The sequence below is a fragment of the Brooklawnia sp. genome, assembly GCF_032229645.1.
In the GTDB taxonomy this organism is placed as follows: Bacteria; Actinomycetota; Actinomycetes; order Propionibacteriales; family Propionibacteriaceae; genus Brooklawnia.
The window spans coordinates 1-11,764 of record NZ_JAVTWX010000055.1; the positions used below are offsets into that span (position 1 = coordinate 1).

General features: G+C 65.0%; 11 protein-coding genes and 1 pseudogene. 8 read left to right on the top strand and 4 right to left on the bottom strand.

Annotated elements, in window-relative coordinates:
- Positions 1 to 542 (bottom strand): histidine phosphatase family protein (locus AAFP05_RS03830; RefSeq protein WP_341728535.1); only part of this gene is annotated, 542 nt, incomplete at its 3' end.
- A 203-nt stretch (positions 543 to 745) separates the two neighbouring features.
- Positions 746 to 2,146 (bottom strand): DUF222 domain-containing protein, encoded by a 1,401-nt coding sequence (locus AAFP05_RS03835; protein ID WP_341728536.1) that lies wholly within the window; start codon positions 2,144 to 2,146, stop codon positions 746 to 748.
- Between AAFP05_RS03835 and AAFP05_RS03840 the strand changes: the two genes are divergently transcribed.
- From AAFP05_RS03840 to AAFP05_RS03875, 8 genes are read left to right on the top strand one after another with little or no spacing between them, the layout of a single operon-like run.
- Entirely contained in the window at positions 2,145 to 3,188 is a 1,044-nt protein-coding gene (locus AAFP05_RS03840) for a DUF4956 domain-containing protein (protein ID WP_341728537.1), read from the top strand. The two genes, AAFP05_RS03835 and AAFP05_RS03840, sit on opposite strands and share 2 nt — an antisense overlap.
- Positions 3,185 to 3,931 carry a VTC domain-containing protein gene (locus AAFP05_RS03845; protein ID WP_341728538.1) on the top strand — a complete coding sequence of 249 codons (747 nt, stop codon included), beginning with the start codon at positions 3,185 to 3,187 and terminating at the stop codon, positions 3,929 to 3,931. The genes AAFP05_RS03840 and AAFP05_RS03845 overlap by 4 nt, the downstream gene beginning before the upstream one ends.
- Positions 3,932 to 3,958: 27 nt before the next feature.
- On the top strand, positions 3,959 to 5,575 hold the full coding sequence (locus AAFP05_RS03850; protein WP_341728539.1) for a carbohydrate-binding domain-containing protein: 1,617 nt from the start codon (positions 3,959 to 3,961) through the stop codon (positions 5,573 to 5,575).
- Positions 5,572 to 6,480 carry a phosphodiester glycosidase family protein gene (locus tag AAFP05_RS03855; protein ID WP_341728540.1) on the top strand — a complete coding sequence of 303 codons (909 nt, stop codon included), beginning with the start codon at positions 5,572 to 5,574 and terminating at the stop codon, positions 6,478 to 6,480. Before AAFP05_RS03850 ends, AAFP05_RS03855 begins: the two co-directional genes overlap by 4 nt.
- An 11-nt stretch (positions 6,481 to 6,491) precedes the next feature.
- On the top strand, positions 6,492 to 7,553 hold the full coding sequence (locus tag AAFP05_RS03860; protein WP_341728541.1) for a bifunctional glycosyltransferase family 2/GtrA family protein: 1,062 nt from the start codon (positions 6,492 to 6,494) through the stop codon (positions 7,551 to 7,553).
- Positions 7,554 to 7,585: 32 nt separating this feature from the next.
- Positions 7,586 to 8,665, top strand: a complete 1,080-nt coding sequence (gene cobT, locus AAFP05_RS03865) for a nicotinate-nucleotide--dimethylbenzimidazole phosphoribosyltransferase (RefSeq protein WP_341728542.1) — start codon at positions 7,586 to 7,588, stop codon at positions 8,663 to 8,665.
- Entirely contained in the window at positions 8,662 to 9,207 is a 546-nt protein-coding gene (locus AAFP05_RS03870; protein WP_341728543.1) for a bifunctional adenosylcobinamide kinase/adenosylcobinamide-phosphate guanylyltransferase, read from the top strand. The genes cobT and AAFP05_RS03870 overlap by 4 nt, the downstream gene beginning before the upstream one ends.
- Positions 9,204 to 10,037, top strand: coding sequence for an adenosylcobinamide-GDP ribazoletransferase (locus AAFP05_RS03875; protein WP_341728544.1), 834 nt, complete (start codon positions 9,204 to 9,206; stop codon positions 10,035 to 10,037). The genes AAFP05_RS03870 and AAFP05_RS03875 overlap by 4 nt, the downstream gene beginning before the upstream one ends.
- Positions 10,038 to 10,058: 21 nt before the next feature.
- On the opposite strand, the gene AAFP05_RS03880 is transcribed toward AAFP05_RS03875, so the two are convergent.
- Both AAFP05_RS03880 and AAFP05_RS03885 read right to left on the bottom strand, forming a co-directional pair.
- Positions 10,059 to 10,787: a decaprenylphospho-beta-D-erythro-pentofuranosid-2-ulose 2-reductase gene (locus AAFP05_RS03880; RefSeq protein WP_341728545.1), complete on the bottom strand. Its 729-nt coding sequence runs from the start codon at positions 10,785 to 10,787 to the stop codon at positions 10,059 to 10,061.
- Positions 10,784 to 11,764 (bottom strand): annotated as a pseudogene (locus tag AAFP05_RS03885) (bifunctional glutamine-synthetase adenylyltransferase/deadenyltransferase); the annotation flags it as partial. The pseudogene AAFP05_RS03885 and the gene AAFP05_RS03880, both read right to left, overlap by 4 nt.

Consider the following 11,764-nt stretch of genomic DNA (forward strand, 5'->3'; position numbering starts at 1 on the left):
ACCTCGGCGTTCCGCAGCACATCACGATCCCAATCGATCTCGCGGTGGCCTCGACCGGCCAGCGCAGCCTGAAGGATGCAAAGCGCGTCACCGTGCCCGACGAGCACAACCACATCGTCGGCGCCCACCTGCGGCTTCAGCCACGCGACCAACTCCCGCATCCGCCGGTGAACCTCGGCAACCGACTCTCCCCCGCCCCAGGCGATCTCGGAGATATCGAGCCCTTCGGGCACGGGCAAGGCCCGTAGCTCGCCGGCCGGACATCCTTCCAACTCGCCTCGATACTGCTCACGCAACAGCGGTGTCTGGGTGACTTCGATATCGAGCCGATCGGCGATGGCCTGCGCAGTCGCCACCGCACGCACGGCGTCCGAGCTGAATAGCCTGACCGATTCATTGGTCACGAGTTCAGCGACAGCAGCCGCAGCCTTTTCGGCCTGGTGACGACCACGTTCGGTGAGCGGCAGATCCAGCGACCACCCGACGACGAGGTGATCCCGATTGGCGGTCGACTCCCCATGCCGCACGATCAGCAAACGCATGCTCACACCTTAGGGCCCAGCAGGCACGGCGATCCGCGTGGTTCCTGCTGCGGTGACCCGGTATCGATAGCCGTGGGGCGACGTCCAGTGAAAGACCCCTGGTGCCGGCTGTTCGAGTTTCCATTTGCCATGGGTCTTGGCGCGATGTGTCTTGCGTGACAGCGGGCCGAGATTCCTGAGACAGGTCTGCCCGGCCCGGCCAGCTACGAACGCGATGGTGTGATCCATGTCGCAATCGGACGCTGGGGTGGCACCAAAGGGGAAGACGTCGACCGGGTTGCGCTGTTCGATCGCGAATCGCAGCTTTGCGGGGGTTTCGTAGCAGTCGACCGGACGCAGCCTGCAGGGTCGACGATCGGCTTCACGATGACGTTCGAACCCGCGAGGAACGCTGGCAGCTGCTCGGACAGCAGCGGCCCCCAGCCCTCGATCCGAGCCACGCCCGTCCGCGCCGCGGCAGGCCCGACCGTGGCGAACGCGGGATCGTCAGCACTGATGTGCACCACGAGTGTCTGGATGAGCGGCATGGCAGGACCTGCGATGCCTTCCAGATCACCAGCGACGGGTGTGTCGTACAGCAGTGGCCCGGACGCTTCCGGCAGGTGCCCGGCCAGGACCTTCACACAGCCATCCGGTTCAACAATCGGAACATCGAATGCCCTGGTCTTCTTAACCCGCTCCAACAGCCCGATCCGCGGGCCCGCCAGTATCGTCCCGTCATTACGTATCCATGAAGGCGCGGCGGTCTCCGGCACCGGACTGTCCGCGGTCAACCCAACGACCCGGCCCGGTGGCAACGGAAGAAGCTCACCACCATGCAGCTCGAATACCGGCCGTTCGCCGTGTGCACGAGCCCACGCGTCCCGCACGATCATCGAGAACGCAGCATTGCGACGCCGATCCAGATCCGTACACAACGCACGATCCGGCTCCACCGGCAACGCCGCTGCCAGATCAGTCAACAACCGGTCGAAATTGATCCCATCGGCCGGATCAACAATCCCGAAGATGCTGACACTGCCGTCCTGGACCTTCGACACTCGAATCCGGCGAGACGCACGCTGAGCCTCCGCACGCTCCCGAGCAAGATCCGTGTCGGCGGCAACGATCTGACCCGGTAACGCCTTCAGCACCCGGTTGAACGGCAACTGATCGATCCCGGCAGCGACAGCTTCGTCCACCTTGAGAGCCGTGTCCAATGGTAGATGCGCGCACTCCGAACAGACTTTCCGCGCCTGCCACACCCTGGCCTGACCGGCGATCACTTTCTGCCAAAGCTTCGGGTGCCGCGCCCGCAAGTCCAAAGCTTCGCCGATCTGCGACAGCGCCGACGAGGGCGACAGTCCGAGCAGCGCTCCGACCTCTAACGCCACGAACTCGCCCACCTTCGGGGTGCCATCATGACCCGCCTGGATCAGGCGCTCCATGCCTTCGGCGACAACCGTTTGATCGATCTTCCACAGATCGGCCAAATGACAGATCGCAACGACCTGCGCGACCTCAGCAGCCACCGTCTGGTGCTGCGCCTCATCCAACGCAGCCAACGCCTCGCCACTGGTCGCAGGCCTGACCAGAAGCTGAGGATCACAGATAGGGGTGCTCATGGAACGATCTTACTCGAACACCCATTTGAATACAAGACTCTTATTGGGTCTATTTCGATTAATTCGAGGACGCATTCGAACATTCGAGGCGAACCGTCAGGCCCCGACGCGCGTTGAACCGCCGGCACCCACACCGCCACCAGCCGCCGGATCGCATCAGCCCGCGAACCGTCAGACCGCCACGCGCGTTGAACCGCCGGCGTCCACCCCAAAAACTCGCCGCCACCCGACAGCCAATCATCCGAGCCTCTCTGCAGAATCAACACACTCACAGGGAGCACATAGATTCACCACCGCTTACCCCAAAGCTCGTACGGCTGAATGGTTAACACCCGATGACGAACCGGAAGGTCGCATGATGAACCTGTATCTGATGCTCGCTGACATTGTGGCGATTGCCATATTGGTGATCGCTTTCTACGTGCCTCGCAAAGGCCGGCGTGAACTGGTCTCCAGCTTCCTGGTGACCAATATCGGCGTATTAGCGGTTGCGACCGCGATGTCGATAGGAACCGTCGCGGCCGGTCTCGGGCTGGGCCTCTTCGGCGTCTTGTCCATCATCCGGCTGCGCTCCGAAGAACTGAGCCATCGAGAGATCGCCTACTACTTCGCGGCGCTCAGCCTCGGGTTGCTGGGTGGCCTCAATGGACCGCTGCTGTGGAGCATCGGGCTGATGGCCCTGGTGCTTGTCGCCATCGCCGTCGGCGACCATCCGCGCGTCACCGCGCGGAGCAAGAGCACCGAGTTGATCATCGACGAGGCGATCACCGACCCCGACGCCCTGCAATTGCGTGCATCGCAAATACTCGGCGCCACGGTGACCAACATCAGTGTCCGCCGCATCGACCTCATCAACGACTCCACGATCGTTCAGGTCCATTTCCGCACGGCAGCGCAAGACTCCAATCAGCGCGGAATTGCACGCAGGCAGATCGGCCAGTCCGGCCAGTCCGATCAGCTGAACGCAGAGCAACGGGGCACCTATCAGGGCCCTTTCGAACCGGCGATGCGGACAGTCAGCAGCAGTGAGGGTCGGCGATGACAGCGACCATCAGCCTCGACGAACTCAACAGTCAAAGCGCACTGCTCGATCGGGTCGACCGCAAATACCTCATTGAGGTCGCCGAACTCCCGATGCTGCTGAACCGCCTGGAGCCATACTCCCGGATCTTGGAGATCGACGGACTCACCTGGTTCGGCTATCACTCCGTCTATTACGACACCCCCGACCTTGACTGCTACGCCGGTGCAGGCACCGGACGGCGGCGCCGGTTCAAGGTTCGCACCCGCGAATACCTCAACACCGACCAGCACTTCCTCGAAGTCAAGACCCGAGGACCGCGCAAGACCACCATCAAAGACCGAATTGATCGCAGCGATGCCGGCAGCATCAGCAGCGACGAGCGCCGCTGGATCTCGCAGACCCTGGCTTCCCGCGGCGTCCGGAACGCCCCGGTTGACGAGCTCCAGCCCATCCTGACCACCTATTATTCCCGCCGGACCGTGCAAATCTGCCCGTCGGACGCGGAGATCTCCAGGATGACGATTGACATCGGGCTCACCTGCTCGTCGCCCTACCATTCCCAGCACTCAGCCGTCCTTGACGATTATGCGGTCGTCGAAACCAAAGGTGGCTCTCGTCCCTCCCCCGCCGACCGAGCCCTGTGGGCGATGCGGCACCGCCCGACCAGCATCAGCAAATTCGGCGTCGGGGTGGCTCTGCTCAACCCGCAGCTACCCGACTTCAAGTGGCATCGCGTGATCACTCACCAGTTCGCCGCCTGACCAACCCAGACCCCTCTAGGAGAAGAGATGAAGTTTCCGAAGATCACCACGAGCGTCGTCGGTTTTGCATTGGCGGGCCTCACGCTTGCCGGATGCAGCTCGTCCGGACTCGCCTCGACCAGCTCCGATGCCGGCCAGATCTCCGGTTCCAGCTCCTCCGCCACCGGCGACTACGCGCAATACGCCGACGTTCTCGCCGACAACCAGCAGTCCCACGCGGACTCGAACGATGCCGACTACGACGCGTCCGAGGCATCCACCATCACTTTGGCCGATGAGGACGTCACGATCAGCGAGCCTGGCACCTACATTCTCACCGGCACGCTGACCGATCACAGCGTGACGATCGATTCCGCTGCCGAGGGCAAGGTCAAACTGGTGCTCGATGGCGTCACGATGACATCGTCGGTGAATTCCCCGATCATCGTCACCGCAGCCGACGAGGTCGTCCTCATTCTCGCGGACGGCTCGACCAATACCATCACCGACACCTCAGCTCACACCGCGGCAGAGTCGGATTCCGACGCCACGGACGCTGCCATCTTCTCGATGGCCGACCTGACGATCGGCGGCAGCGGCACCCTCGAGGTCAACGCCACCGCCACTGGCGTCGACGGCATCGGAAGCAAGGACGGCCTGGTGATCTTGTCAGGCTCGATCAGCGTCGCAGCCGGCGATGATGGCATCCGCGGCAAGGACTACGTCATCGTTTCGGGCGGCACTATCGACGTGACCTCGACGCAAGATGGCCTGAAATCGACAAACGAGGACGACGACACCGTCGGCTTCATCTATCTCACCGGTGGCACCGTGACGATCGATGCCGGGGACGACGGCGCGCACGCCGAGGGAGACTTGCTGTTATCCGGCGGCGAGTTGACGATCAACGGCTCGTCCGAGGGTCTCGAAGGCGCGAACATCGTGATCGCGGGCGGTACCTCGAACATCACCTCCAGCGACGACGGAGTGAACGCCACCCAAAGCACGGCCAACGAGGCCGCCCAGGCCGGCGATCCGGGAACCGACAGCAGCGCAATACCGCAAGATGGCGCAATGCCACAGGGCGGCACGCCGCCACAGGACGGCACGATGCCACAGGGCGGCACACAGCCCCAGGGCGGCGGCGGTCAGGGCGGCGGCATGGTAGAAACCAGTGACGGTTCGCAACTGATCATCACCGGCGGCGAACTGACCATCGACGCAGAAGGCGACGGCATCGACTCCAACGGGACCGTCACCATGAGCGGCGGCACCGTTATCGTCCACGGGCCCACGAACAACGGCAACGGCGCGCTCGACACGACGTCGTTCGACATCTCCGGCGGCACCCTCATCGCAGCCGGCAGCACGGGGATGGCTGTCGCCCCGACCACCGCGAGCACGCAGGGCTGGGTGATGCTCAACCAGACGCTGAGCGCCGGTCAGAGCGTCGAACTTCTCGACGGCGACACGGTATTGGCCACCTACACCGCGGCCAAGAGCGTCGGCAATATCGTCATCTCGGTGCCCGATCTCTCTTCTGGATCCTCGTACACCGTCCAGGTCGACGGCTCGGATGCCGGCACCGTAACTGCGGACGCGGCGTCTGCCGGCACGGGCGGCGGAATGGGTCAGGCCCCCAGTGGTCAGGCCGGCCAGCGATGACCGGGGGCGGCCCCAGGCTGTCGCGTCGAAGCATTCTGTTCGGCAGCCTGACAGCACTCGCCGCTACCGGCACCGCGAGCGCCTGGGCACTCGACCGCTTCGTCATCGAGCATGCGGAAGTTACCGGAGTCTCGCAGCTGGAGGCCTCGTCCGCACCCTCGACCGGCACGGCATTCGCCGATCCGCAGATCGCCATCACCACCTGGACTTCGGGACAGGGCGATGACCTGGTGACCGGCTACATCGCCGATGTCACGACCGCCGAGGCCAGCCAGATCCGCGCCGCCTTCGCCGAGGACACCTTCGGCGAGAACATCATCGAAGAGCCCTCGGTAATTGCAGATCGGGTGGGGGCAACTCTGGCGATCAATGGCGACTATTACGGGTTCCGCAGCGAGGGCATCGTGATCCGCAATGGCATCGCCTTCCGCGATAAGGGGGCGCGCGACGGCCTGGCGCTTCATTCCGACGGCCGCCTGGAGGTCTACGACGAAACTGCCACCAACGCCCAAGCGCTGCTCAATGACGGGGTCTGGCAGACCTGGTCGTTCGGTCCCGCCCTGATCGTCGACGGTCAGGTGCAGGACGGCGTCGACGAGGTCGAGGTCGACACGAACGTCGGCAACCACTCGATTCAAGGCGAGCAGCCGCGCACCGGGATCGCGATGATCGAGCCGAATCACTATCTTCTCGTGGTCGTCGACGGGCGCTCAGAAGGCTATAGCCGCGGGGTCTCCATGACCGAATTCGCCCAGCTATTCGCCGACCTTGGCGCCCAGGTCGCGTACAACCTCGACGGCGGCGGCTCGTCGACGATGGTCTACCACGGCGATCTGGTCAACGACCCCCTCGGCAAAGGCAAAGAACGTGGCACCAGCGACATCATCTGGACGACAGGAAGTTAGGAGCGCCGGTCATGGTCATCCTCATTCCAAGCTACGAACCCGATCGCAAACTACTTACGCTGCTGGATGATCTGGCCGGCGAGCAAATCGTGATCGTGGACGACGGTTCCGGACCGCGCTTCGCTCACTGGTTCGCGGCGGCCGAGCGACTGGGTGCCACCGTCGTCCATCACCAGACCAACCGAGGCAAGGGCCAGGCGCTACGCACCGGATTCGGGTATATCGCCGGGCATCTCCCAGACGAGCCGGTGATCTGCGCCGACAGCGACGGGCAGCACACTCCCGCCGACATAGCGAAAGTTGCCGAGGCTCTGCACACCAGCGATGCCGATATCGTGCTGGGCGTCCGAACATTCACCGGCAAGGTGCCGCTACGGTCACGCTTCGGCAACTCCGTCACGGCTCTGCTCTTCCGTGCTGCGACAGGATCGGCCATCGGCGACACTCAGACCGGGCTGCGCGGATATCCGGCACGGATGCTCGACTGGCTATGCGGAATCCAGGGCGATCGCTTCGAATACGAACTCAAGGCGCTGCTGCTGGCAAGCAGACAAGGGCTGCGCGTACAGCAGGTGCCCATCGAAACCATCTATCTGGACGACAACGCCTCCAGTCACTTCCGCCCGATTCGCGATTCATGGATGATCTATCGTCCGTTGCTGTCGTTCATCGGCAGTTCCCTGCTGGGCTTCGTCATCGACTGGACGCTGCTGAGTGTGCTTCTCACCCTGACCGGCTCGCTGGCCTTCTCGGTCATCGGCGCCCGGGTGGTCAGCGCCAGCGTCAACTTCACGGTCAACCGGCGATATGTCTTCGCCGAAGGCCGGCCCCTCAGCGTCCGCGAGACACTCCCCAAATACGCCGCGCTGGCCGGGATCATCCTGGCAGGCAACCTCGCACTCATGTGGATCCTGGTCCCACTGGTCGGAGCGGCAGTAGCCAAGATCCTCACCGAACTGACCCTCTTGGGGCTCAGCTATGTCGTCCAGGCGACCAGGGTCTTCGCGCATCGTCCTGCTCGCCGGCATGATCACCTGCCGCAAGCCCAACGGCAGCCGGTGTGCAAAGATTAGACGTCATTACGTCCCTATGTCTTGAGGTTTCCATGGTCATCAATCCTGATTCACTGCTCGGTACGACACTCGCCTCGATCACGCCCACCAACGCCGAGGCGCTGGCGCAGGCCCAGGAGCGACAGAACCAGTTGACCAAGCCTCCCGGTTCCCTGGGTCTACTGGAAGTCATCGGATGCCAATTGAGCGCAATCACCGGCGAGGTGCCCCCACCGGTACCCAGTCATCCGGTGCTCGCAGTGTTCGCGGCCGATCACGGGATCTTCGACCAGCAGATCACGCCGTGGCCCCAAGAGGTCACTGTCCAGATGCTTATCAATATGTGCCACGGTGGAGCGTCCATCAACGCACTTGCGCCCGAGACCGGAACCGAGATCTGGCCGATCGACATCGGTATCGCCAATGGCGTTCCGAACGCTCCGAGCCTTCGCCGCCGACGGGTCCGCAATGGCACCGCCGACTTCACCCAGCAGCCTGCGATGAGCTTGGACGAGGCCCAGCAGGCCCTCGAGGTAGGCATCGCGTTGGCCGATGAGGCGGTCGCCGGTGGCGCAGACGTGCTACTGACCGGCGAAGTCGGTCTCGGCAACACGACGTCTGCGGCAGCGCTGATCGCCGTGCTGACCGGCACCGATCCTGAACTGACCACCGGGCGGGGTTCGGGCTCGGACGAGGCGATGCTGAATCGCAAGGTTGATGTCATCCGCCGCGGACTCGCCTTGCACCATCCAACAGCGGACGACCCGGTCGGCGCGCTGGCGGCCCTGGGAGGCCTGGAGTTGGCGGGCATGGCCGGCTTCATGCTGGGCGGCGCCGCTCATCGGGTCCCGGTGATTCTCGACGGCGTGCTCAGTTGCGCCTCGGCGCTGATCGCCGCCGGCCTGGATCCTGACGTCACCGGCTACCTGATCGCCGGCCACCTCGGCGACGAACCCGGCATCCGGGTGGCGCTGGACAAGCTCGGACTGCCCGCGCTCTGTGATCTCGAATTGCGGCTCGGCGAGGGCAGCGGCGCCCTGATGGCGCTGTCCATCGTCCGAGCCTCGGCCCGGGTGCTGCGTGATATGGCGACGTTCGCCGAGGCCGGCGTGTCTGGCAAGATGGACGAATGAGCGAACCCCTGACCGCACGTCTGCTGGTACTCGGCGGCGCGCGTTCAGGTAAGTCGACCTTCGCCGAAGAACGCGCCGGGCTGGACTCAGCCGTGGACTATCTCGCCACCTCCGAGGTGCGCGATGACGACCCCGAGTGGATCGAGCGGGTCCGGCTGCATCGCGAGCGCCGTCCCGCACACTGGGCCACCATCGAGACCCTCGATCTGGCGGGCGAGTTGTTGCGCGAGACCGGCACACCGTTGCTCATCGACTGCTTGACCGTCTGGCTCACCCGCCAGATGGATCGCGCCGGAATCTGGGATGCTCGGCCCGGCTGCGACGAGGCCCTGAAGGCGGCCGTCGATGAAGCCGTGGCTGCTTTCGCGCGCGCCACCAGGCCGGCGATCGCGGTCAGCAACGAGGTCGGACAGGGGCTGGTGCCCGCCGATGCGGGTAGTCGCCGCTTCCGCGACGAAATGGGCATCCTCAACATGCGGGTCGCGCAGGCCGTGGACGAGGTTTGGTTCTGCACGGCCGGGATCGGGGCGCGGCTCAAGTGAGCAGCACGGCTGATCCGGCGCGCGGCCCGTTCGGGATCGTGTTGACCGCTGGGTTCTTCAGCATCATCCCGATGCCCCCGCTCACCCGGATCGGTACGGGCGAGACCCGCCGAGCATTGCGCTGGTTTCCCACGCTCGGAGCTCTTTTCGGCGGCCTCGCCGGCCTGGTGGGAGCCGGAGTGCTGCTACTGAGCGGAGCTCACTTGCTGGCGGCGGTGCTGGTCGTCCTGATCTGGCAGGCGCTTGCGGGTGCGATGCACCTGGACGGGCTGGCCGATTGCTTCGATGGGCTGGCCGCTTTGGGCAGCCGCAAGGACGGCCGCGACGCCGCCCGCGCCCTGGAGATCATGCGTACCCCGGACACCGGTGCGATGGGAGTGGCCGCCATCGTGCTGGTACTGCTTATTCAAGTCGCCTCACTATCGGCAGCGCCGGACGCCAAGACGCTGCTGGCGCTGTCGATTCTCGCCCCCGCAGCAGGGCGCGCGGCCGTGCTCGTCGCTTCCCGTCCAGGGGTTCCCGCGGCCCGCAAAGGCGGATTCGGGGCGCTCTTTCACGAGATCACCCCGGCCTGGCAGATTGTGGTGCAGGTCGTCGGCATCGCCGCGGTGGCCGGCCTGCTGGGCTGGTGGACGACGGGACCGATGGCCGCGATCGGGTTGGTCTGCGCGCTGGCGGTCGCGCTTGGTGTCTCAATGATCTGGGTTCACCGGCTGGTCGGCACCTTCGGCGGCCTGAGCGGCGACATGTTCGGGGCGATCATCGAGGTGACGACCACCGTGATGGCCCTCGCCGGCGCCCTGGTGCTGGCAGCCGCGACAAACCTCTGATCGGGTCTCCAACCAGCTGTCTCAAAACAGCCGGCCGGCCAACCGGGCGGGCAGATTGCGATAGACCGCCATCAGTGGCCCGAAACTCGCGGGTACCCGGATCATCGGCTTGCCCCGCCGCACTGCCTTCACGGTGGCCTGCGCTACTTGTTCTGGGGTGACCGACATCGGTACCCGTTTGCGTCCGGCAGTCATGCGTCCATTCACCGCTCCCGGACGAACGACCAGCACCTTCACCCCGGTGGGCTTCAGCGCCTCGCCCAGCTGCAGAAAGTAGCCGTCCATGCCTGCTTTCGAGGAGCCGTAGACGAAGTTCGACCGTCGAGTCCGCTCCCCTGCAACCGAACTCAACGCGATGATCTGGCCGTGACCCCGCGCACTCATCTGCTGCGCGAGCAATGCGCCGACACTCAGCGCGCCCACATAGTTGGTCTGCGCGAGCCGCACGGTGGCCGCATGGTTGCGCCAGGTGCCCGGATCGTCCAGCAGACCGAACGCCACAATCGCAAGATCCACGGGCTGCTCGAAGGCCGCATCGATGACAGCCGGGTGACCGGCCGGGTCAGCGGCATCGAAATCCAGCCAGCGCACCGATGCGGCCCCGGCATCATGCATCGCCGCGATTGCCGAATCCTTGTTCGCCGATCTGCTCCGGCCTGCCAGCACGAGATCGGCCGCGGTGGCCTTCATCAGCTGCGCGGCGATCGCCAGGCCAAGTTCGCTGGCGCCGCCCAGTACCAGGATCCTCACCTCTCCAGGCCCCAGAAGAGCCTGCCGACTACGTGGGACGCGTGCCTGGCGACCTTCGCCCAGGCGTCCAGGAGCTGTGAGGCCTGGGCGCGTTCGTAACCGAGAAGGGTTGCCACCGATGCCGTCTCGCGCGGGTCGGATGGCAGTACCTCGGATGCCCGGCCACGCACCAGCATGGTCTTGTTGCGCAGCTGGCCGGCAAGCAGCCAGGCCGCCGAAAGAGCCTCGGCATCGGCGTCCGAAATCAACTCCGCCTGCCGCGCCGCCTCCAACGCGCCCTCGGTGCTGGGCAGCTGTAGCGCCGGAATCCGGTCGGCGTTCTGCAACTGCAGCAGCTGGACGGTCCACTCGACGTCGCTGCGGCCCCCCGGCCCGAGCTTCAGATTCTCCGACGCCGCCCCACGCCGGGTGCGTTCGCGTTCCATGCGTCCCTTGAGCTGGCGGATCTTTGCGATCTGGGCAGGTGCGACACCGCCCGGTGGGTAGCGCCGGAAGGCGATACCTGTCAGCAACTGCTCGACCAGGTCGCGGTCCCCCGCACCGAAACTCGCCCGCAACAGGGCTTGCGATTCCCAGGTGTCGCTCCAGCGTCGGTAGTAGCTCAGATAGCTGCCGAGCCGGCGAACCATCGGTCCGTTGCGTCCATCGGGACGAAGATCCGCGTCGATGCTCAATGGCGGCTCGGGGCCTGGCCCGGACAGCAGCGCACGCGTCTTGGCGACCACTTTCAACGCCCAGGTCAGCTCGTCGGGTTCACAATCGTCGTCCACCACGAACAGCGCATCGGCATCGGACGAATAGCCCATCTCGCCGCCACCCCAGCTGCCCATCGCCACCACGCCGATCGGCACTCGCTGCCCATCGCTGCCCATTGCGATACGCAGCACCGCATCCACGCTCGCGCCGGTCAGATCGCTCAGCCCAGATCCCACAGCGCTCAGGTCCATCGTGCCCAGGACATCGCCGGCAGCTATCCG

Excerpts from the sequence above, each read along its gene's own strand:
- AAFP05_RS03840 (WP_341728537.1), top strand. The coding sequence starts at position 2,145 with ATGGAACGATCTTACTCGAACACCCATTTGAATACAAGACTCTTATTG.
- AAFP05_RS03850 (WP_341728539.1), top strand. The coding sequence starts at position 3,959 with ATGAAGTTTCCGAAGATCACCACGAGCGTCGTCGGTTTTGCATTGGCG.
- cobT (WP_341728542.1), top strand. The coding sequence starts at position 7,586 with ATGGTCATCAATCCTGATTCACTGCTCGGTACGACACTCGCCTCGATC.
- AAFP05_RS03860 (WP_341728541.1), top strand. The coding sequence starts at position 6,492 with ATGGTCATCCTCATTCCAAGCTACGAACCCGATCGCAAACTACTTACG.
- AAFP05_RS03855 (WP_341728540.1), top strand. The coding sequence starts at position 5,572 with ATGACCGGGGGCGGCCCCAGGCTGTCGCGTCGAAGCATTCTGTTCGGC.
- AAFP05_RS03845 (WP_341728538.1), top strand. The coding sequence starts at position 3,185 with ATGACAGCGACCATCAGCCTCGACGAACTCAACAGTCAAAGCGCACTG.
- AAFP05_RS03870 (WP_341728543.1), top strand. The coding sequence starts at position 8,662 with ATGAGCGAACCCCTGACCGCACGTCTGCTGGTACTCGGCGGCGCGCGT.
- AAFP05_RS03835 (WP_341728536.1), bottom strand. The coding sequence starts at position 2,146 with ATGAGCACCCCTATCTGTGATCCTCAGCTTCTGGTCAGGCCTGCGACC.